The sequence below is a fragment of the Desertibacillus haloalkaliphilus genome (genome assembly GCF_019039105.1).
Classification (GTDB): domain Bacteria; phylum Bacillota; class Bacilli; order Bacillales; family KJ1-10-99; genus Desertibacillus; species Desertibacillus haloalkaliphilus.
This window is the reverse complement of sequence record NZ_JAHPIV010000013.1, coordinates 1-21,761: the sequence shown is the minus strand read 5'-3', so window position 1 is coordinate 21,761 and position 21,761 is coordinate 1. Positions and strand designations below refer to the sequence as shown.

Annotated in this window: 27 protein-coding genes; 26 read left to right on the top strand and 1 reads right to left on the bottom strand. The window is 40.1% G+C overall.

Features of this window, described 5'->3' with window-relative positions:
- Positions 1 to 14: 14 nt before the first annotated feature.
- The 17 genes from KH400_RS14955 to KH400_RS14880 all read left to right on the top strand — a co-directional run bounded on the left by KH400_RS14955 (position 15) and on the right by KH400_RS14880 (position 13,534).
- Positions 15 to 209 carry a spore germination protein GerPB gene (locus tag KH400_RS14955; protein ID WP_217225916.1) on the top strand — a complete coding sequence of 65 codons (195 nt, stop codon included), beginning with the start codon at positions 15 to 17 and terminating at the stop codon, positions 207 to 209.
- A 44-nt stretch (positions 210 to 253) separates the two neighbouring features.
- Positions 254 to 871, top strand: coding sequence for a spore germination protein GerPC (gene gerPC, locus KH400_RS14950; protein WP_217225914.1), 618 nt, complete (start codon positions 254 to 256; stop codon positions 869 to 871).
- Positions 868 to 1,047 (top strand): spore germination protein GerPD, encoded by a 180-nt coding sequence (locus KH400_RS14945; RefSeq protein ID WP_217225912.1) that lies wholly within the window; start codon positions 868 to 870, stop codon positions 1,045 to 1,047. Before gerPC ends, KH400_RS14945 begins: the two co-directional genes overlap by 4 nt.
- Positions 1,048 to 1,059: 12 nt before the next feature.
- Entirely contained in the window at positions 1,060 to 1,443 is a 384-nt protein-coding gene (locus KH400_RS14940) for a spore germination protein GerPE (protein WP_217225910.1), read from the top strand.
- 77 nt (positions 1,444 to 1,520) lie between these two features.
- On the top strand, positions 1,521 to 1,739 hold the full coding sequence (locus KH400_RS14935; RefSeq protein ID WP_217225908.1) for a spore germination protein: 219 nt from the start codon (positions 1,521 to 1,523) through the stop codon (positions 1,737 to 1,739).
- A gap of 153 nt (positions 1,740 to 1,892) precedes the next feature.
- Positions 1,893 to 3,014 carry an NAD(P)/FAD-dependent oxidoreductase gene (locus KH400_RS14930; protein WP_217225906.1) on the top strand — a complete coding sequence of 374 codons (1,122 nt, stop codon included), beginning with the start codon at positions 1,893 to 1,895 and terminating at the stop codon, positions 3,012 to 3,014.
- A 201-nt stretch (positions 3,015 to 3,215) separates the two neighbouring features.
- Positions 3,216 to 3,539, top strand: coding sequence for a CHY zinc finger protein (locus KH400_RS14925; protein WP_312889207.1), 324 nt, complete (start codon positions 3,216 to 3,218; stop codon positions 3,537 to 3,539).
- A gap of 172 nt (positions 3,540 to 3,711) precedes the next feature.
- On the top strand, positions 3,712 to 4,179 hold the full coding sequence (locus KH400_RS14920; protein WP_217225902.1) for a hypothetical protein: 468 nt from the start codon (positions 3,712 to 3,714) through the stop codon (positions 4,177 to 4,179).
- Positions 4,169 to 5,254: a phosphodiester glycosidase family protein gene (locus KH400_RS14915; RefSeq protein WP_217225901.1), complete on the top strand. Its 1,086-nt coding sequence runs from the start codon at positions 4,169 to 4,171 to the stop codon at positions 5,252 to 5,254. Before KH400_RS14920 ends, KH400_RS14915 begins: the two co-directional genes overlap by 11 nt.
- A gap of 213 nt (positions 5,255 to 5,467) precedes the next feature.
- Entirely contained in the window at positions 5,468 to 6,019 is a 552-nt protein-coding gene (locus KH400_RS14910) for a glutathione peroxidase (RefSeq protein WP_217226176.1), read from the top strand.
- A gap of 188 nt (positions 6,020 to 6,207) precedes the next feature.
- Positions 6,208 to 6,957 carry a DeoR/GlpR family DNA-binding transcription regulator gene (locus KH400_RS14905; RefSeq protein ID WP_217225899.1) on the top strand — a complete coding sequence of 250 codons (750 nt, stop codon included), beginning with the start codon at positions 6,208 to 6,210 and terminating at the stop codon, positions 6,955 to 6,957.
- On the top strand, positions 6,954 to 7,874 hold the full coding sequence (pfkB, locus tag KH400_RS14900; protein WP_217225897.1) for a 1-phosphofructokinase: 921 nt from the start codon (positions 6,954 to 6,956) through the stop codon (positions 7,872 to 7,874). Before KH400_RS14905 ends, pfkB begins: the two co-directional genes overlap by 4 nt.
- Positions 7,875 to 7,894: 20 nt before the next feature.
- Positions 7,895 to 9,766: a PTS fructose transporter subunit IIABC gene (locus KH400_RS14895; RefSeq protein ID WP_217225894.1), complete on the top strand. Its 1,872-nt coding sequence runs from the start codon at positions 7,895 to 7,897 to the stop codon at positions 9,764 to 9,766.
- A 674-nt stretch (positions 9,767 to 10,440) separates the two neighbouring features.
- A complete protein-coding gene (locus KH400_RS14890) occupies positions 10,441 to 11,772 on the top strand; it encodes a cytochrome ubiquinol oxidase subunit I (protein ID WP_217226174.1) in 1,332 nt (443 codons plus the stop codon).
- A 12-nt stretch (positions 11,773 to 11,784) separates the two neighbouring features.
- Positions 11,785 to 12,801: a cytochrome d ubiquinol oxidase subunit II gene (locus tag KH400_RS14885; RefSeq protein ID WP_217225893.1), complete on the top strand. Its 1,017-nt coding sequence runs from the start codon at positions 11,785 to 11,787 to the stop codon at positions 12,799 to 12,801.
- Positions 12,802 to 12,819: 18 nt separating this feature from the next.
- Entirely contained in the window at positions 12,820 to 12,903 is an 84-nt protein-coding gene (cydS, locus tag KH400_RS28485) for a cytochrome bd oxidase small subunit CydS family protein (protein ID WP_438821120.1), read from the top strand.
- A gap of 157 nt (positions 12,904 to 13,060) precedes the next feature.
- Positions 13,061 to 13,534 (top strand): DUF421 domain-containing protein, encoded by a 474-nt coding sequence (locus KH400_RS14880; RefSeq protein ID WP_217225891.1) that lies wholly within the window; start codon positions 13,061 to 13,063, stop codon positions 13,532 to 13,534.
- 246 nt (positions 13,535 to 13,780) lie between these two features.
- On the opposite strand, the gene KH400_RS14875 is transcribed toward KH400_RS14880, so the two are convergent.
- Positions 13,781 to 15,166 (bottom strand): class II fumarate hydratase, encoded by a 1,386-nt coding sequence (locus KH400_RS14875; protein WP_217225889.1) that lies wholly within the window; start codon positions 15,164 to 15,166, stop codon positions 13,781 to 13,783.
- A gap of 197 nt (positions 15,167 to 15,363) precedes the next feature.
- Between KH400_RS14875 and KH400_RS14870 the strand changes: the two genes are divergently transcribed.
- The 9 genes from KH400_RS14870 to KH400_RS14830 all read left to right on the top strand — a co-directional run bounded on the left by KH400_RS14870 (position 15,364) and on the right by KH400_RS14830 (position 21,615).
- A complete protein-coding gene (locus tag KH400_RS14870; RefSeq protein ID WP_217225887.1) occupies positions 15,364 to 16,194 on the top strand; it encodes an alpha/beta hydrolase in 831 nt (276 codons plus the stop codon).
- 89 nt (positions 16,195 to 16,283) lie between these two features.
- On the top strand, positions 16,284 to 16,436 hold the full coding sequence (locus KH400_RS14865) for a hypothetical protein (protein ID WP_217225885.1): 153 nt from the start codon (positions 16,284 to 16,286) through the stop codon (positions 16,434 to 16,436).
- 116 nt (positions 16,437 to 16,552) lie between these two features.
- Positions 16,553 to 16,768 carry a hypothetical protein gene (locus KH400_RS14860; protein WP_217225883.1) on the top strand — a complete coding sequence of 72 codons (216 nt, stop codon included), beginning with the start codon at positions 16,553 to 16,555 and terminating at the stop codon, positions 16,766 to 16,768.
- Between the two features lie 19 nt (positions 16,769 to 16,787).
- Positions 16,788 to 17,060, top strand: a complete 273-nt coding sequence (locus KH400_RS14855) for a spore coat protein (RefSeq protein ID WP_217225881.1) — start codon at positions 16,788 to 16,790, stop codon at positions 17,058 to 17,060.
- 40 nt (positions 17,061 to 17,100) lie between these two features.
- The gene (locus tag KH400_RS14850) at positions 17,101 to 17,289 is read left to right on the top strand and encodes a hypothetical protein (protein ID WP_217226172.1); all 189 of its coding nucleotides are present in this window, start codon (positions 17,101 to 17,103) and stop codon (positions 17,287 to 17,289) included.
- 16 nt (positions 17,290 to 17,305) lie between these two features.
- Positions 17,306 to 17,596: a spore coat protein gene (locus tag KH400_RS14845; protein ID WP_217225879.1), complete on the top strand. Its 291-nt coding sequence runs from the start codon at positions 17,306 to 17,308 to the stop codon at positions 17,594 to 17,596.
- Between the two features lie 328 nt (positions 17,597 to 17,924).
- Positions 17,925 to 19,910, top strand: coding sequence for a YjhG/YagF family D-xylonate dehydratase (locus KH400_RS14840; protein ID WP_217225877.1), 1,986 nt, complete (start codon positions 17,925 to 17,927; stop codon positions 19,908 to 19,910).
- A 118-nt stretch (positions 19,911 to 20,028) separates the two neighbouring features.
- Positions 20,029 to 20,589 (top strand): class I SAM-dependent methyltransferase, encoded by a 561-nt coding sequence (locus tag KH400_RS14835; protein WP_217225875.1) that lies wholly within the window; start codon positions 20,029 to 20,031, stop codon positions 20,587 to 20,589.
- A 120-nt stretch (positions 20,590 to 20,709) separates the two neighbouring features.
- Positions 20,710 to 21,615, top strand: a complete 906-nt coding sequence (locus KH400_RS14830; RefSeq protein WP_217225873.1) for an MBL fold metallo-hydrolase — start codon at positions 20,710 to 20,712, stop codon at positions 21,613 to 21,615.
- Positions 21,616 to 21,761: the final 146 nt, after the last annotated feature.

Sequence of the window (21,761 nt, the reverse complement as noted above, 5' to 3'; positions counted from 1 at the left end):
ATGAGGGATGCTTAATGAATTTTTTTGTTAATCAAAATATTGTGATTCATCATTTGCGTGTTAATAGTGTCAACAACTCATCGGTGCTACAAATAGGAAGTGCGGGTAGGATCAATGCACTTTCCAATCTCTATAATACGGGTGGGTTCGTTGAACCTGCCCCCGAAGCTGAACCTGTCACTGTCGTCCCGCTTGCTCCTCCTACTTAGTAATTGGCAAAATGACGATGATAAGAGGAAGGTGGGAGAAACGAATGTATCAATATTGCTATGGGGCCCCTCATACGTATGGGCAACATTATGAGAACGATATGAGAAGGTATGAACAGAGAATTGCTGATTTAGAACGGACGGTACAACAACTGCAAAGTGAAATTCATCACTTAAGGCAGAATCAACAACCGACAAATGTTGAGTATAAATTTGATCAACTCAAAGTGGAGCGGTTGGATGGGACGTTAAACATCGGTTTGAACCCAAACCAGGGTGAAGAGGCAATTGATGATTTTTCTGTAAATCAACATCAATTGCAGACCCCTTTCGCTCGCGGAAACTCTGATTTATTTGAGAATGTTCGAAAGGATATCTATCACTATTTAGATCATGACTGTTATCCCATATTAGAAACGTTAGAGGCTCAGTACAACTATCCACTTGAGCCGTCCTATCGTCAATTTATCATTGATGACGTTAAAAAACAAATTGATCATCGTATCCAATATTACTTAAATCAAGTTCCTCCTAATCAGCAATCAGACGCACAGCTAAAAGATATTGAGCACATGACGAAATCAAAAGTTAAAGAGGATATCCAACGAACGTTTGAATCATTTATTACACATTTACCACGAAGGGAGAGCAATCATCTATGAATTTTACAGTCGTAAATCGTGACATTTCGGTTGACAATATCAACATTATCGGGGTGTCGAGTTCGGCGGTTTTTTTAGTTGGGGATACGGACTATGTATCGTTGTCTTCGGCGTTTGATACACCACCAGAGTCTTTGTTTATTGGTCCATTTGTTCCACTAGCTCCACAACGGTAAGGGTGAATGATAATGCTAAAGCGAATCTCGAAAGTGAATGATATAAAAATTACAGATGTTTCGATTAGTTCGGTTTTTCAAGTCGGTGATGCGGATCATTTGGTTCCACGGTCTCGAGCTCTAGCTGTCCAACGTGAATTTGAATACTTTTATGGTGATGAGGGAAACTTTGACCTTTTTCCAATTTTCACAATGGAATTGCCGCATTTACCAGTTAGTGAGCCAGTAAATGTCCAGAGAAGAAATGAATCAGCCTTTATAAAAGTCAACTCAATAAAGATTACAAGTGTAGCCGCATCTGGAATTACACAAATTGGTTCAAATCGGGGGATTGACGCAGATGTAAGAGTTAAACATATTCGTCAGCTTCTCGATGGGCAGAGACAGGACGTGTAAGGTTAAGTATATGAACACTATTTTCTTTTTCGCATAACCTAAAACGTAGATAAAATTTACCGATAAAGGGTGTTACTATGCCTTCAATTGTAGGTGGACCGTTTAAAATAAATAGCAACAGCGGTGTCGTGAATTTTGGTGACTCATTAAATATATCACCAAAAGCAGCTACAAAATCTTTTAGTGGTTCTGGTGCTGGAAATACTGGGGACTTTATTATGACCAATAATGGCGTGAATGCGAATACAAATGTTGATCCTGACTTAAGTGATCAAAACGCATCCGCAAATGTATAGCTTTAGCCGTTAAGCGAAAATATACGTAAACTCTATAGGTAAACGAGTAAGTCACTAGTAATTGACTTACTTGTTTCCCATATAGAGATTGCATTCTACATTGAATGTCTTGTAAAATAGTAATCATAAACAGAATAGGAAAAAGGTGTTAGGATGAAAGAGTATATTGTTATTGGCGCAGGGATCCTTGGGGCCTCTACTGCTTATCATCTTGCAAAAGCAGGGGCAAGTGTGGTTGTCGTTGATCGTAATGACCTAGGACAAGCGACTGATGCAGCGGCCGGGATTGTTTGTCCGTGGCTTTCGCAGCGGCGCAACAAAGCGTGGTACCGATTAGTAAAGGCTGGTGCTCGTTATTATACATCACTACATGAACAATTACATGCTGATGGCCAAACAGAAACGGGATATGAGCGTGTCGGAGCCATTAGCTTACATACGGATGAAAAAAAGTTAGACCAGATGGAGAAACGAGCGTATCAGCGCCGAGAGGATGCTCCTGAAATTGGTGAGATTACTCGGTTGTCTGCAGCCGAAACGAGGGCATTAGTTCCTGCATTAGCAGAAGAGTATCAGTCGATTCATATTAGTGGCGGAGCTCGTGTCAATGGCAGAGCATTACGAAATGCATTAGTGAGCGCTGCGAAAAAACATGGCGCGACATTCTTGCAGGGAGAGGCTCGTCTAACGTCTACACAATCAAAAGTGACTGGTATTGAAGTCGATGGCAAGCATTTGACAGCAAGTGAGGTCATCGTAACAGCAGGCGCTTGGGCGAGTGAGCTTTTCAAACCGTTAGGCATCGGTTTTGATGTATCACCGCAAAAGGCGCAAATTGTTCACCTGCGACTTCCAGACATAGATACAAGTCAGTGGCCCGTTGTTATGCCACCAAACAATCAGTACTTACTTACATATGATGATGGACGTATCGTCGTAGGTGCAACACATGAAGATGAGGCCGGATTCGATTGCCGTGTGACGATGGGGGGAGTCCATGAGATTTTTCATAAAGCCCTTATGGTTGCCCCGCAATTAGAAACAAGTACAGTACTTGAAGTAAGAGTTGGTTTTCGTCCGTTTACCCCAGGATTTCTACCGATCATTGGTCGAATACCACAAATGGATGGTCTATTAACAGCCAATGGCTTAGGGGCATCAGGACTAACATCTGGACCGTTCTTAGGTGCTGAGCTTGCTAAGCTAGCGCTTGGTCAAGGTACCGGGCTTCCCTTAGAAGATTATGATGTTAGACATGCACTCGTGGACATGTGATTTTTCAGGACAGCCCAGGTAATGAAAAAAATCAAGTAACATATGGACATCTAATTAAATAATTAAATGTGTTAAAAGAAAGGTTGAAAGATCATCAAAAGACGGTCGTAAATGTGGACTTCAACGAAGGCATCGACTTATTATCAGAACAAGTTTGATTACCTTAAAAGGTGTATGGCAAGTTGTAAAAGGGGGATGAACATGTGTAATAAACATGTCCAAGGTGTCGGTGTTGATGCAAAGACACGCTGTAAGCACTATTCGAGTAAACGAGATATCATTGCGATTAAGGTCAGATGCTGTCAAACCTATTACTCTTGTCATCGATGCCATCAAGAGTTAACGGATCACACTCCAATTCTATGGGGAAAGCATGAGCATCAGCAGAAAGCAATTCTTTGTGGTAATTGCCAACAAGAGTTAACAATTGCTGACTATTTGAATTTTGAATCGGTATGTCCGTATTGTCAGGCGACTTTTAATGAAGGGTGTAAATTTCATTATCACCTTTATTTCGAGATGTAGAGGCGTCCGAAATAGTGAATATTGATCGATAAATGGTAAAGTATTTATAAACCTGGAAATAGATGAATGAGGTTGACGCAAGTTCACGAACTTGTGTCAACCTCTTGTTGAATTTTGTCGCATCACTTATGATGGGTGTAGACAATATCTATGATAGGGAAGGAAATGCAAAATGAACAGAGAAAACGAACAGGCAACAGAGACTGAACGATCGAAGGCTGATACAAGTCGAGAACTAGATGGAAGACAACGCTTAAAACGAAAGCTCATTTATGGATTGGGATCAGTCATCCTTTGGGGAGGGCTTGTTTACGGTGGTTATTACTTTATCCATTCTTATCTTGAAGAGGTTAGAGCAGAGTTTGATGATAAAATTGACAATGTCCTAGATCAAAATGAGGAAATTGTTACAGAGTTAGAGCAATTTACCCTCGAGATAGAAGCAACAACAGATGAATTAGCTATCATTAAGGATGAGTTAAGTTATATTCACGAAGGCCTAGAGTTAACCGGAGAGACGATTACAGGAAGTGACGAAACAAGACTTGCTTTACAAGAGAGAATCGTAGAGTTAGATGATCGCTTAAACGATTTACAAAGCCAATTAGTAAAATTGGAGGAAGCGACCCGTGCTCATTAAATTACAGCTTTTCTTTGTTTTTCTAATCGCTCCGTTTATCGGTCTCGTTCTAGCTGTCACACTCGGGTATCCATTTGCAAGTGTAGATATCGCTGCTGTCAATCAAGAACAAGAACGAATGATTGAATATAATCAAGATGTAAAACAAGGCTTGTTTAACCAGCGAGAGCTCTTGAGTGAAACTCATCATGCAAGTCTTGCAGCCAACCAACTACTAGAGTATATTCAAACGAATGCTCATGAGGAATTACAAGAGTATATCGCTCAGCGAGAAAAATTAGATTCCTTGGTAGAAGCTAGTGTGACTTATCAGCAAAATTCAGCAGATTTAATTGAACGGCTCTTAGCGACGATGTTAGGTGATCCGATTGATCAAACCTATGGTGAAAATTCAATTGTTAAAGTCTATTCGCTTCAGGAAGCTGGTTACCGAGGTTTTATGGCAAAAGTTCGTTTGCACAACCCGAATGCGATTCGCATGGTATTAGCTGAAGATAAAGTTGCCAGTCAGGGGGAAACGACTAGTCAAGCAGGAAGGCGAACAGGGGCCGTTTTGGCAATTAATGCTGGTGGCTTTACATCGCAAGATGGCTCACTTTACCCAATTGGAATTACAGTCATTGATGGTGAGGTCGTTACCTTCTATGATACGAGTTATAGTTTAATAGGCTTTAACGAAAACGGGAACCTTGTCGGTGGCCAAGTATCATCAAGAGAAGAAATACAAGCTATGGGTGTGCAGCATGGTGCAAGTTTTGTCCCAACGCTGTTAAAAGATGGTAAGAAACAACCGATCCCAGCTTCGTGGGCAAATACAAGGCAGCCACGAACCTTGATTGGTCACTTTGAAAATGGTGATTTATTCTTTATGGTTATAGACGGACGTAGAGAAGGTTGGAGTCATGGTGTTACGTTAGAAGATGCACAAGAGAAGTTAATTGAGTTTAATATTCGCGATGCCTATAACCTTGACGGTGGTGGGTCGAGTGCATTTTACTATGATGGTCAAGTGTTAAATCGACCTTCAGATGGTCGGGAAAGAAGAGTAACGACGAATATCGTTGTCATGCCATAATACGAGTAACCAAAGTTGGAGAATCATAATGATTCTCCAACTTTTTTTGATTGAGGCAATAAAAGTGAAGAGAGTTGGCTCAGGGATCATCATTAATTCCAGTTGAAGCGAATGTAACTGAAATCGATGAGCAAACTTTTTTACAAAACAATTCTTTTGTTATATGATAAGAAATGTAAAATAATAATTATTATAAATAGCGAGGGATTAATGATGACGATTTATGACATTGAAGTTGAAAAGGCGACAGGTGAGAAAATGCCACTATCTACATATAAGGGTAAAGTATTATTAATTGTGAATACAGCAAGTAAATGTACATTTACTCCCCAGTTTGACGATTTACAAAAGCTTTATGATAAATTTAACAACAACAATTTTGAGATTCTTGGCTTTCCATGCAATCAGTTTGGTGAGCAAGAACCGGGGACAAATCAAGAAGCCCAAGCTTTTTGTCAGTTGAACTACGGTGTAAAGTTTCCGGTTTTCGGAAAAATTGCAGTCAATGGTGAAGAACAAGCACCACTGTTTCAATATTTAAAAAGAGAAGCTGGTTTCGAAGGGTTCGATGATTCAAATAGTAGTGCGAAGCTTATGAGAATGATGATTTCCGAAAGAAATCCTGAATGGCTCACTGGCGATGCAATTAAATGGAATTTCACAAAGTTTTTGGTTAATGAACATGGACAAGTGATTAAGCGCTATGAACCATATGAGGAGCCAATTGATTTCGCGACGGATATTGAACAGTTACTAAGATCGTAAGTGATAGGAAATGACAGCCTGACATATGTGTTGGGCTGTTTTTTTTTGGTAGAAAAGGATGGGCCCCTCCTTGGGAGTTCTGGGAGTGGTTAGCAGGAATAAATAGTTAAAGGAGACAGCTAACAAATGTGCAAAGGCTTACGTTATGATTGATTCATCAGAACGAGAACAAATGAGGAGGTGAAAGCATGCTGACTCCTGAAAGGCACCGAAAGATTCTAGAACGTTTACAAGAAAGTGAAATCGTAAAGATTCACGAGCTTGTAGAAGCAACCGCATCATCAGAATCGACGATACGTAGAGATTTAAGTCAACTTGAGAAAGAGAAGAAACTTAAGCGTGTTCACGGTGGTGCTTCTTTGTTAGAACAAAAAGGTGTAGAGCTCAGTATCTCCGAAAAGTCAACTAAGAATTTAAAAGAAAAAGAAAAGGTTGCCCGTTACACTGCATCATTGATTCGGGATGGAGATTGTATCTTTTTAGATGCTGGTACAACTACATTTCAAATGATTCCATTTATAGAGGCAAAAGAAGTAAAGGTTGTTACTAATGGTTTAACACATATCGAAGCCTTATTGGAACAAAACATAGACACTTATTTACTAGGTGGAGCGATTAAACCAAAGACGAGAGCACTCATTGGACAAGGTGCAATTGCTGGTTTAAATCAATACCGTTTTGATAAATGTTTTATCGGTGTCAATGGGGTTCATCTCGATTACGGATATTCAACACCTGACCCAGAAGAAGCAATGATAAAAAAGAATGCGCTTTATTTATCACAAGTGGGTTATATGCTATGTGACCATTCGAAATTTCATGAAGTAACATTTTCAAAAATTGCTGACCTAAAGGACGCGGTGATTGTTACTGATGCTGATGAAGAATTAATTGCAGAATTTAAAGAAGAAACGACAGTAAAGGTTGTGACACCATGATTTATACTTGCACATTAAACCCTTCGATTGATTATTTTGTTGAGGTTGACGAATTAAAGCAAGGCTCGCTAAACCGTGCGGATCATACTTCATTTTACCCTGTAGGAAAAGGAATTAACGTTTCTCGCGTATTAAAAAATGTGGGTAAAAAAAGTACAGCTCTCGGTTTTGTCGGTGGATTTACGGGCCAGTTTATCCGTGATTTTTTAGCTGCTGAGCAGATCAACGAGGATTTTATTGAAGTTGATCAACCAACAAGAGTCAATGTGAAAGTAAAGTCCACAGAAGAAATGGAGATCAACGGTAGGGGGAGCATGGTCTCAAAACAGCAGCAGGATCAATTACTCGATAAAATCTCGCTGTTAACAAAAGATGATTTTATCGTCTTAGCGGGCAGTTTACCTCCTTCACTTTCCGTAGAGTACTATCAATCGTTGGTTGAGATTTGTCGAGAAAAAGGGGTGCCAGTAGTCGTTGATACGTCTGGTTCCGCCTTAAAAGAAATGATTACCTATCAGCCATTCTTAGTCAAACCTAATCAGCATGAGCTAGGTGAACTATTTCAAACAGAAATAAAAACGGTTGATGAAGCCGTTACGTATGGGAAGCGATTGCTTGCCCAAGGTCCGGAAAATGTGATCGTATCACTCGGAGGAGAAGGGGCACTGTTTCTCAATCATGAGGTTGTAGCTTATGCTAATGTTCCGAAAGGTGTACTGAAAAACTCAGTTGGTGCTGGTGATTCAATGGTTGCTGGTTTTCTAGCATCATATCAGCAAACTAATGACGTTTTGCAAGCATTTTCGTATGGGATTGCTGCTGGGAGTGCAACAGCATTTTTAATTGATTTATGTCAGAAGGACGATGTAGACAAGCTCCTGCCACAGGTACATGTAGACATACTAGAGACATCTTAGAAAAAAGGGGGAAGAGATTGATGAGAATTACTGATTTACTTACAACAGAGACGATTGAACTACACTTGCAAGCATCAACGAAATCAGAAGCCATTGATGAGCTCGTTCAAAAACTAGCGGATGCAGGTAAACTTGCCGATCAAACGCAATTTAAAGAGGCAATATTAGCACGTGAAGAACAAAGTACAACAGGCATTGGTGAAGGAATTGCGATTCCACATGCGAAAACAGTAGCTGTTAAAACACCTGCAATTGTCTTTGGTCGTTCAAATGAGGGGATTGATTATGAAGCACTTGATGGACAACCGAGTCACCTCTTTTTCATGATTGCTGCAAGTGAAGGGGCCAATAATGCTCACCTTGAAACACTCTCACGACTTTCATCGTTTCTAATGGATACGGATTTTCGTAAAAAGTTAGAAACAGCATCATCAGTAGATGAGGTGATAGAGGCTATTAATGAAAAAGAAGACGAAGAGAACGGAGAAGAAGAGGAAACTTCATCTAGCAAAGGAAGAATCTTAGCTGTTACGGCATGTCCAACCGGAATTGCCCATACATTTATGGCGGCAGATTCCCTAAAGGCGAAAGCAAAGGAGCTTGGTATTGACCTGAAGGTTGAAACAAACGGATCTAGTGGGGTTGGAAATGCGCTGACCACAGATGATATCAAAGATGCGACAGCGATTATTGTAGCTGCGGACACAAATGTCGAAATGGACCGCTTTAATGGTAAGCATGTCATTCAAGTACCAGTTGCACAAGGCATTCATAAACCACAAGAATTGTTAGAAAAAGCAAGCCGTCAAGATGCGCCAGTCTATCAAGCAACTGAGTCTACGCAAAAAAATGAAGAAGAAGGTCAAGGGAAAGAAAAATCTGGTTTTTATAAACATATTATGAGCGGTGTATCAAACATGCTTCCGTTCGTAGTTGGTGGCGGTATTTTAATCGCTCTTTCATTTTTCTTCGGAATTGAAGCCGCAGACCCAGATCATCCAAGTTATCATCCAATTGCTGAGGCATTAAGTACGATAGGTGGTGGAAGTGCCTTTGGTTTAATGATTCCGGTACTTGCAGGATTCATTGCTATGAGTATTGCTAGTCGCCCTGGTTTAGCGCCTGGTATGGTTGGTGGTTTCCTAGCCTCAACCGGAGAAGCTGGATTTTTAGGTGGATTAATAGCTGGTTTCTTAGCTGGTTATGTCGTTGTTGGATTGAAAAAATTATTTAGTCGTTTACCACAGTCACTTGAAGGGATCAAACCTGTTCTTTTATATCCATTCTTTGGAATATTAATTACTGGATTCGTTATGTTATTTATTGTCATCGATCCAGTCGTTGCCATCAATAACGTAATGGAATCATGGTTAGGTGGAATGGGAACTGGGAATTTACTCTTACTGGGTTTAATTTTAGGTGGAATGATGGCCGTTGATATGGGTGGTCCCATTAATAAGGCGGCATTTACATTTGGAATTGCGATGATCGATGCCGGAAACTATGCGCCACATGCAGCAGTTATGGCAGGTGGAATGGTACCACCGATAGGTATTGCCCTTGCGACAACATTCTTTAAGAAGAAATTTACGAAAGCCGAAAAAGATGCAGGGAAAACGAATTATATTATGGGTGCATCATTTATTACTGAAGGTGCAATTCCGTTCGCTGCGGCAGATCCAGGCCGAGTGATTCCGTCTGTTATTGTCGGATCAGCTGTTGCAGGAGCACTGACCATGCTCTTTGGAATTGGTTTACCAGCGCCTCATGGTGGTGTATTTGTATTCCCGTTCGTTAATGGAAGTCCGTTACTTTATGGGCTAGCAGTTATCATTGGTGCAGTTGTTACTGCATTAATGTTAGGTTTTTGGAAAAAGGATGCAAAAGAATAAAGGTGGAAGTTGTTTCATTGTAGTTAACAACAGATAAATAAGATGAATATAACGAGTGGCTAATCAATTGATAGCCGCTCGTTATTATTTTGAGGTACGTTAGCTGAGAATAGGGATGTCATTAACGGATGTATGAACATAACCTTGATTTTAATTGTTAATTAGCGTTATTACGATCGTGCATAGCTAATCTTCCATTTTTATAAGTAATTTGCAATCGGTGAATATGCGGAGCTACATCCCCTTGATAAAAAATAGGTAGCCCTTTTATTTGTAATTGTTCATCTTCAGCTTTTAACCCATCCAGAGTTAATTTAAACTTTGAGAGTCCTCATTTGCTTTTTTCATTGTAACCGATTCGAATGCCTTGCTTGCCTCGTTTTTCGATCAAGTGCTTCAAGAACTCACTGGCATCAACTGTTATATCCATTTTCGTCCCCCCTCTACTTTTGACTTCATTGCTAGATATGAACTGTACCATTAGATCCTATTTTATACGGTAGGTTTACTTCGTTACAAGATATAATAAATTTCACGTACCGTATTTGGTATAGGCACTTGTATAAATATCTTTAATGAGAGTGAAATACGAGCATATAAATAATGAAGTAGAGGAGTGTGCGCTTCGTTATTACTTTTTTGTTAGCTTAGTACTTGAGGAGTGATTGGTGGGGATGGTAGATTATGATCCTGTGATATATAGTCGGTTGTTAACGTCGTTTACACTAGGTTTTCATATTATTTTTGCGACGATCGGTGTAGGTGTGCCAGTGATGATTGCCTTAGCAGAATGGACAGGTATCAAGCAAAAGGACCCTCATTATTTGCTGTTAGCAAGAAGGTGGGCTCGTGGGTTTGTTATTACAGTGGCTGTTGGGGTTGTAACAGGAACAGCTATAGGCTTGCAACTTAGCTTATTATGGCCGAACTTTATGAGAATAGCCGGACATACCATTGGTTTACCGTTATTTATGGAGACGTTTGCCTTTTTCTTAGAGGCAATCTTTCTAGGAATCTACTTGTATACATGGGATAGAGTGAAACGAAAAATCCGTCATTTGTTACTAGTTATTCCAATCGTTATTGGCTCAACGGCTTCAGCGTTTTTCATTACAACAGTGAACGCCTTTATGAATACACCACAAGGGTTCTCACTTGAGGGTGGTGTGATTACAAACATTGATCCAATATTAGCGATGTTTACCCCGGCAATGCCAACAAAAGTCGCACATGTGTTAATCACTTGTTATTTGACTGGTGCGTTTTTGTTAGCGATGATTTCTGCTTTTCAGATTTTAAAAGGAAAACATCATATCTATCACAAAAAAGCTCTTCATCTCAGTATGGTTTCTGCATTTATCTTTTCGATTGCAACGGTGATCATTGGTGATTTATCTGGTAAATTTCTAGCTGAATATCAACCGCAAAAGTTAGCCGCAGCCGAATGGCACTTTGAAACGACAAATGAAGCACCGCTCATTTTTGGAGGTGTGTTAACAGAGGACAATGATGCTGCCTATGGGTTAGAAATCCCATATGCGTTAAGCATTCTAGCTCACGGCTATCCTGGTGGCGAGGTCGTTGGTTTAGAAGAATTTCCTATAGACGAACGTCCACCATTATGGATTCATTATTTATTTGATCTAATGGTTCTAATCGGTATCTACTTACTTTTAGTTTCTTTTATTTATATTGTTTCTTCAAAAATGGCACCCGCTCTCGTGTACAGTCAACTTTTGCTGCGTGCTATTGTTATCGGAGGGCCATTGTCACTGCTTGCGATTGAATTCGGTTGGATTTTTTCGGAAGTTGGGAGACAGCCTTGGATTTTAGTAGGGGTGATGAAGACGTCCGCAGGTGCGACAACCGCTGCTCATGTGGATTTGTTATTAGTGGTATTTGCTACTGTTTATATCATTTTAGCAGTTTCGTGTATCGCGGTCCTACGTAAATTGTTTAAGGAATATCCGGTAGAAAAAGAATTACAAGACCGTGGTATTAAGTAGAGGTGATCATTGGTGGGCTATGAATTGATTGGAATAACAATTCTTTGGATCTTTTTATACGGTTATGTCATCGTTGCTTCGATTGATTTTGGTGCCGGATTTTTTCACTTTTTTAGTAAACTTACAAACCGAAACCACCGGGCAGATCATTTAATTCAACGTTATCTCTCACCGGTTTGGGAAGTGACAAATGTTTTCTTAGTTTTTTTCTTTGTCGGAATTGTTGCCTTTTTCCCTGAGACAGCTTTCTATTTTGGAACAGCTCTATTAGTTCCAATGAGCGTCACACTTTTATTGTTAATCTTCCGGGGCTCGTATTACGCGTTTGGCACGTACGGAGCAAACGAGCGATTGTTTTATTCATTTCTCTATGGGAGTACTGGATTACTCATTCCGGCTTCTTTATCGGTTGTATTAACGGTCGCTGGAGGAGGCTATATTGTTGTTGAACACGGAGAGGTGAGCCTATTAACAACCAAATTGCTTACAAGCCCATACTCATGGAGTGTGATTATTCTTGCGATTGTAAGTGTGTTATTTATTTCAGCTACTTTTTTAAGTAATTATGCCTCCAAAGCACGTGATCTTCAAGCTTTGCACTTGTTACGTAATTATGCTCTCACATGGGCAGCACCGACGATTGCTGCGAGTGTAATGGTTCTTGTCTTCCTAAGAGATCATAATCCGAGCCACTTTCAGAAAATGATGGATATCGGCTGGGTGTTCGGAGCATCACTTGGGTTCTTTTTGATCGCAGTTTATCTTTTAGAAAAAGGAAAAAAGCTGGGACTAGCATTTATATGTGTGATGATCCAATATGCCTTTGCCTTTTTTGGCTACGGGATATCACATTTACCATTTTTATTATACCCACACGTATCTATTTATGATGGATTTACAAATGATGCGATGGCCAGAGCATTGCTTCTTGCCTTTGTGGCTGGACTTTTATTGTTGCTACCTTCTTTATACCTCTTAATGCGATTATTTTTATTTACTGCTTCTTATGTAAAGGGAGACATTAAATAATGAAAGGATTGAGATGCGGTGAGTTTTTTTCTACTGATGATTGCACCCTTGCTTGTTGTCGTGCTGGCATTAACAGTGTTATTTATTTGGGCAGCAAAATAGCCAACTGAAGGGGCCTGTTCACCTCCGCCTCCATATAAGTGTGAACAAAAAGGCGACGATAAATCGTCAATCAATAGTTTACGCTCGAAATGGTTATACTTAAAACATCATTACTTATATGAGCATATATATAAATGATGCGGAGGAGGGCGTTTGAGTGGAATATTTGCTCGCTTTTGCTAAAGCCATTGGAATGTTTTTTGTCGGACTCACAGCATTTCGGTTTATGGGAAGCCAAGCTGTTGGTCGTTTAACTGATTATGATCTAGTTATCGCGATTGCAATTGGTGCGTTGATTGCCAAACCATTGTCAGACCCTGCGTTAGATCCATGGATATCTGTTATAGCGATTTTTGCATTGGTGCTTCTTCAATTTATCATTAGCTGGATCACACTGAAAAGTACGCTTCTTGAGCGTATCATTATGGGAAGAACGACGAAGGTAATTGAGAACGGATCAATTATTATGAGCGGATTACGTCGAGCGAGAATGACAAAGAGTGAGTTAAATGAAGAACTGCGTGCAAAAGGCTTTCAATCCGCTTCAGAAGTTGACAAGGCCTTTCTTGAACCGAGTGGAAAGTTTAGTGTGATTGAGAAACAAAAAACGAATGATTTAGATATCACCTAGTACTGGTCGAATGAGGGGTAGGCGCTCACTTATTCGGCTTTTTTATATGAGAAGTAAAAGCTATGATGAGGAAGTTAGGCCATTCAAATTTAACAGCTCGTGTATGCATTTGAACGTAAAACGATAAAAAGCATGAAGGAGGCATAAAACAGCCCCTTCTGTTTTTATCCTTAAACCCTTATACAAACAACGCTGATCAAGTATATATCCCATACTTCTTGCCTCTTGAATCGCCACATCCCTGATTTAAAGCATACGATTTGGGTCGATCTCCTTTTTTACGTTTTCATTCATTAATCCTAATTCCTCTAACACTTGTGTTAATGTTTTATTTTCTAAATCGGCTTGCATCCCAATTTGTGCGGCAAGATCATATCCCATTGAAGGGCTTAACCCGGTCACTAACGATAAGCTTGATTCCATCCATGTTTTACATACTTCTTCATTTGCTTGGATGCCGTTGATACATTTACTGACAAGGACAGGAAGCGCATTTGTCAATAATTCAATCGATTCAAGCAAGGTATGCGCAATCACAGGCATCATCACATTTATTTCCAATTGACCTGCCATACCTGCTGTTGCAATTGCCGTCTCATAGCCAATGACTTGACAACTTACCATATGGATCATTTCAAGGATTGCTGGATTGACTTTCCCAGGCATAATTGTTGAACCAGGTTGTACAGGCGGGAGCGTGATTTCTGAAAGTCCTGTTCTTGGTCCTGAGCTTAGTAAGCGAAGGTCACTTGTCATTTTAATTAAATGAACGGCCAGCTCTTTGAGTATACTCATTGTCCGAAAAGCGGCGTTTCGGTTTTGCATAAAACTAAAAATGTTTGTTGGGGCGCGAAAAGGCATGTTCGTACGTCTACAAATTTCGGTAATAACTTTTTGTGGATAGTCTGGGTGGGTGTTAATCGGTGTACCGATCGCATTGCCACCTAAACCAAGTTCATATAAGGAATCAAGAGATTTCTCAAGTGCTCTGTACATAGATTGAATCGTCCCTGCATACCCAGAAAACTCTTGACCCAATCTCATCGGAACAGCATCGTGTAGGTGCGTTCGTCCTGATTTAAGAATCGACATAAATTCAGTTGCCTTCGTTTCGAGCGCTTGCTCTAAGGTTTGGATGGCTGGTAGAAGTTGATGAACTATTTGTTCAGCAGCTGCAATGTGTAATGCGGAAGGAAACGTATCATTTGTTGACTGTGCCATATTGACGTGGTCATTTGGATGAACACGAAAAGATGAACCTAATGAACCAGCCAACAATTCCGTTGCACGATTAGCAATAACCTCGTTTGCGTTCATATTCTGTGAGGTGCCAGCACCGGCTTGATAGACATCTATCACAAAATGTTGGTCCCATTTGCCTTCTGTAACTTCATTAGAGGCATCGACAATCGCTTGACCTACGTCAGGCGGGAGCTTTCCAACTTCCATGTTCGTTATGGCGGCCGCTGCTTTAATCAGTCCTTGAGCGCGGATAAATGATCGTGGCAAGTGCTTTCCACTGATTTGAAAATTTAAGACAGCTCGTTGAGTTTGTGATCCATAATAAGCTTCTGACGGTACCAATACTTCACCGAGCGTATCCTTTTCTTTTCGATAATGGTCAGAACACATAGAGCGATCTCTCCTTAAAGCGTAATCTATACTAGGGTTATTGCCCCTTTCAACCTATTGTTTCCAACACTAAGTGGAATAAACAGTGAAACCGAATAAGGCTAAAGTAGCAAGGAGATGATAGTTATTTTGATTTTTCTGACAAATTAGATCAAAATATAAGATAGATCATTTACAGATAAGAGGGGAGACTGAGTGTGAAGTATTTACCAACTGAATCTTACCAAGCGAGAGATGGAGAGGAGCTTTTCTTTCGGTATTACCCAGCACAATCGAATAAAGTAATGATACTACTCCACGGTATTTCAGAGGATAGCAAATATTTACTGCCTTTAGCAACGTTTGTTTCAAAAGAAAACCTCGCACATGTATATACACCGGATTTACGTGGTCATGGCGAGCAACCACGCATACGTGGGGATATTAATTACATCGGTCAGCATGAGGATGATTTATTTGACTTAATTACAGTTATTAGGGAAAAACATTATAATGCTGCAATCATAATTGCCGGCCATTCAGCAGGAGGAGGTACAGCTTTACGGTTTGCATCCAGTAAGTATAAACGCGCTTTTGATGCACTGTTACTTCTAGCACCATTTATTCACCCCAGTGCACCGACGATTCGTAAATCGAATGAAAATAGTAACGGGGAGGCCTATATTTCTAGGCTTGTGACCTTATTTTTATTAAATAGTATTCGGATTCGTACTTTTAATCATTGGATTGTCTATACAAGTCATAAACCTGAAGAGGATCGACATGGAACAGAGACACCAGAAATAAGCTTCCGATTGTTTATATCTAGGTATCCAAACAATTATAAAAAAGCACTACGGGCAATTAAAGATCCTACACTTGTGATTGTTGGTGAGGACGATGAAGAATTTAATGGACAGGAATTTGAGCCTTTATTTAGGCAGACGAGAGCGGACACAAAGATTGTAGCATCTGCTACTCATGATGGCATTCTAAGTAATCAAGAAACGTATTCGTTGCTGAAAGAGTGGTTTTCTAGGGTGAACTGAAGGATCCGTGTACATTAATAATCCGTAACTTTAACTAAAATTTGATAATTGGTACCTTAACGTCAAATAATAACGAGTAAGGAGGGATAATGATGCCACATCGAAAAAATAGAGCGAAAACAGTTGACCTTGCCGTTAGTGAAAACGAAGTTAGCCAGGAGTTTGCTGAAGAGTTAGCAGACGGCGGTGAGCGTGACGTACTGATTAAGAAGCAACAAAAGAATAATCAAAAAAGAAAATAAATGTTCACAAACAGGTGTGTTCTAACATGAACACACCTGTTTTCCATTTTAAGTGCTGTATAGGTTACTTTCCACAGACAAAAACTAACTTTCGATGAAAAAAGGAGGTTTAAGTGATGGAAGCAAACCAATTTGGTATACATGAAATCACAGATTTGCGTGAGTTAATTAATTTTAAAGCCGCTTGTTTATCAGAAGCAAAATCGCGGCTGAATCAAGTGGAGAATCAGCAATTAAAATCATTAGTTGAACAAAGTGTCAAACAAGGCACAGCTACCGTAACCGAAATGCAATCCATATTAAAAAGCACTGTTACTAAGATGGATCAATAACCGAGGAGGACCCTATAGAATGACGATAAACCATTTAAATGCAACAGATCATGTTATCGCAACAGATATGTTATTCGAAGCAAAAGCAGCGATTAAAGACATCGCTACAGCGATTACCGAATCAACATCATCTGAAGTACATTCTTTTTTAGCGAAAGAATTACGAACGGCCATTTATCAGCACGAGCAAATCTATGGTTTTTTACAAGAACAAGGCATTTATGATGCCTATAATGTATTAGAACAAATTAATAAAGATATTGGGTACGCAGCTGTAGCATTAAATGAATAGAAAAGGGATGGAATCTAAATGAATGGGGTGAATGAAAATGATGCGAGAAAAATTAGGTGTTCATGAAACGTTAGAGTTACATGAGTTACTAACTTTTAAAAGTTTATGCCTAACGAAAGCATCAGTGATGCAAGGGCTTGTTTCGGATGAAAATCTAAAAGAACTGATGCAACAAGATGTCACGATGGCAACTCAACAAGTTGAGGAGCTGAAAAAGCATTTAAACTAGAGGAGGAACCGAAACCATGAACCAACTAATTGAAAAAGTAACGGGGATGGCCCCATTAACCGATCAAGTTATTGCTACTGACATGTTGATGGCCGCTAAGTCTGCTATAAAAAACTACGCCCTTGCGATAACAGAAGCTGCAACACCAGAAGTACGGCAAACTCTCATTAAACATTTAGAAGATGAAATTGATTTCCATAGAAAAATTTCAAATTATATGATTGAACAAGGATATTACAACCCCCATGATACCGCCAAGCAACTACAAGTCGACCTAAGCACTGCAAATGCTGCATTGCAACACTAACAACATGGGTGATAGCTCGATAGTCTGTCCGAAGCGATTTGGACAGACTTTTATCATTTTTCCTCTAAAGTGATAGCGGACATAGCGTACTATTTTATCAAGTAAACATTAAAAGAAATGTATGCAATTTGGTACCGATAAAAGTGCTGATAGGTTTAAGAACGAAAGGCTAAATAGGCATGCAATCAATAAAATGGATGGTGATCTCTAAGTTCACAATTGTTATCGCTTTCTTTCTCAGATAGATATGGTAAACTTAAAGGAGATATTATTTTAATCTAATAAACTCTTTTGAAAATAGGATATAGATAGAAAAGGAGCTTTCGATATGAATAAACATTTAGATACAATTATGGGCCATCAACAAAAAGATTTTTATAACATCCAAACGCATGCTTCAGGACCCGAGGGATCACTTCCACTAACGGAAGATATGTTGCTACATGCCCCGAGTGGGGAACTATTCGGAATGACTCAAAATGTTGGGATGGGCTGGAACCCGTCTGAATTAAATGGGAAACAATTTTTAATTCTTAGTACCCAAGGGGGGATACGCGGTGAGGATGGCAAGCCAATTGCATTAGGATACCATACTGGCCATTGGGAAGTCGGGTTACTTATGAAAGCGGCTGCAGAAGAAATAAAAGACAAGGGCGGTGTGCCGTTTGCAGGCTTTGTCAGTGATCCATGTGATGGTAGATCCCAAGGTACTACAGGAATGTTTGATTCTTTTCCTTATCGTAACGATGCAGCGATCGTTTACCGTCGCTTAATTCGTTCACTACCGACAAGAAAAGCTGTTATCGGTGTGGCCACTTGTGATAAAGGGTTACCTGCGACGATGCTTGCGCTCACTGCAATGCATGATTTACCGACAATTATCGTCCCAGGAGGCGTGACCCTACCGCCAACGGAAGGGGAAGATGCAGGTGCCGTTCAAACGATAGGGGCTAGATATGCCAATAACGAACTAACCCTTCAAGAAGCCTCTGACCTCGGTTGTCGTGCCTGTGGGACACCTGGTGGAGGGTGTCAATTCCTAGGTACTGCGGCTACGTCTCAAGTCATTGCTGAAGCATTAGGGTTAACGGTACCACATGCTGCTCTTGCACCATCTGGGTCAGATATTTGGGAAGAGATGGCCCGCCAATCTGCTCGAGCTGCGATTAAGATGGAAAAACTCGGAATTACGACAAAAGACATCGTTACAGATGATGCCATTCATAATGCCATGGTTCTCCATGCTGCATTTGGTGGTTCAACAAATCTACTATTGCATATTCCGGCCATTGCTCATGCAGCAGGGCGAAGGATACCAACTGTGGAAGATTGGAGCCGTATCAATCGTGACATTCCTAGAATTGTTAGTGTGTTACCAAATGGGCCGACGTATCATCCTACCGTACGCGCGTTTTTAGCCGGTGGTGTACCAGAAGTTATGCTTCATCTGCGTGAATTAGGTGTGTTAAAAGAGAACGCATTGACAGTGACAGGAGAAACGTTAGGAACGGTGTTAGATTGGTGGGAAACATCTGAACGCCGCAAGAAAATTAAACAGCGCTTACAAGAAGCTGATGGTGTCGACCCAGAAGATGTGATCATGAGTCCAGAGACAGCCAAACGTCGTGGTTTGACATCAACGGTTACATTTCCAACAGGAAATATCGCACCTGAAGGTTCAGTGATTAAATCGACAGCAATTGATCCTTCGGTTGTCGATGAGGATGGCGTCTATCGTCATACCGGCAAGGTCAAAGTCTTTACAGCTGAAAAAGCTGCAATACAAGCGATTAAAACAGGAGGGATTGAAAAAGGCGATATCATGGCTGTCATCGGTCGTGGGCCATCAGGCACAGGAATGGAAGAAACTTATCAGTTAACGTCAGCACTGAAGCACCTGTCTTATGGGAAATATGTATCGTTAATTACGGATGCAAGATTTTCTGGTGTTTCAACAGGGGCATGTATTGGACATATTGGACCTGAAGCTCTTGCTGATGGGCCGATAGGCAAACTTCGCGATGGGGATATTGTTGAAATTAACGTCGACCGCAACCAGTTAAAAGGAAGTATTAACTTTGTTGGTGTGGGGGATGAAAGGCTTAGCCCTGAGGACGGAGAAAAAATATTAGCCAACAGGCCTCGTCATCCGGATTTAAAGCCAGACCCAGATTTACCAGACGATACAAGACTTTGGGCTGCGTTGCAAGCCGTTAGTGGCGGGACATGGAGAGGTAGTGTCTATGATGTCGATCGTATTATTGAAACGTTAGAAGCTGGTCAAAAAGCATTGAACGAAAAATATAAAAACTAAAGTTTATATATATGATAGCCACTCCTAGTTATTAAGCAAGGGAGTGGCTCTTTTCTTTAAATAATATAAAAGTTTGGTATGATGTATGATGGGGTTGTGAATAAAGGAGGGCAATGAAATGGATTCAAAAAGCAAATGGAATCAAAAATATAAACAACATTTGACAAGTGGAAAAGATCAAAAACCGAACCCCCGGTTAGAACAGTTGTCTAATTATCTAACTGGAGGTCAAGCCATTGACCTAGCCTGTGGACTTGGAGCAAATAGTTTATTGCTTGCTGAACGAAAGTATCATGTTAAGGCGTATGATATTTCTGAAGTAGCGATTAACTACCTAAAACAGCAGATAAACGAAGGTGATTTTCACATTGAACCTATCGTTTGTGATCTAACTGATGTGAGAAACATGAAGCTAAAGTCAGCCTCATGTGACCTAGTCGTTATTAGTTATTATCTAGATCGGAGCTTATTTCCAATTGTTAAGTCGATCATAAAAGATAATGGTTATTTCTTTATGGAGACGTTTTATTCTACCCTAGAGCAACATCCTAGACATATTCCTGCTCAATACAAGCTCGGTTCAAATGAATTACTTCAAGTATTCAACAATTGGAAAATTCTCTATTACGAAGAGAGTGAACATGAAGGGCGACAAACGATCTTTTGCCAGAAAGCCTAGCGGGAAAATATAAGAGGTTCAAAAATGGTCGGAAAAATACAAAAGTTCAGATCGGTATGGTATAATGAATGAGCGTTCACTCTGTTGAGGGGTTTAATCCATGGCTTGAGGTGATAAATAATGAATCGTATCGGTCCTCTGATAATTATCGAAGGTCGAAATAATAGTAAAGTTCCTTATTCAAGGAACGTGTATATTAATGGCTCGGAGAAAGTGTTAATTGATTGTGGAGCTGACGAAAAATCTCTAACGAAACTTAATCAGGAATTAGGGATTGAGTTCATTATTAATACTCATTACCATCCTGATCATACGCAATATAATTATTTGTTCCCTAATGCACAAAAGTGGATCAATCCACTTGAGTATCATATGTCGCAATCGGTTGATGCGATTGCAAGAGCCAATGGTATTTACCAAGAAGCTGGGGAATCTGGTGTAGAAAAATGGAAAGAAGCGATCCCGCAACAGTGGGTAAATAGCCTACGAGGTCTTTCACAGACGTATGAGTATGAGGTTGAGTATGAGTTTGATGGTGTTAAGGTTTTGATGCTTCATACGCCGGGTCATACGAGTGGACTCGCTTCCCCCTATTTTCCCGAACTAGGAGTTGTTTATGTTAGTGATTACGATATGTCGTCATTTGGACCATGGTATAACGGTACTGATGGTAGTATTGATGATTTTATTCGTTCAGGTAAACGTCTGTTAGATCTTGATGCAAATACGTATATTACAGGTCATCAAAAAGGGATTTTTACAAAGCAAGAATTTCAGGAAGAAATGGAGCGATTTCTGGGGATTATTGATCAGCGTGATGAAGGAATATCTAAGTATGTACAGCGAGGACTAACGTTTGAAGAGCTTACATCCATTGGTATATTCTATCCCGAGCACACACTTGATGTTCCAATCTTTAAAACATGGGAACGAAGCGGGATTCGTAAGCATTTGCATCGTCTTGGCCTAAACCAATTAGAGAATGATAACTCTCAAATTGTTACTAAATCATCAAGCTTAAGTTGACTCAATTCATTGATATACATTCAGAATAGGAAGGTGAAGAACCTTAGTCGAATTAGTATTGTGAGCCGCCCCCCAAAAGTTAGACCAAACTTTTGGGGGTGTTTTTTATGGCTAAATATGATGATGAATTTAAGTTAAGGATTGTT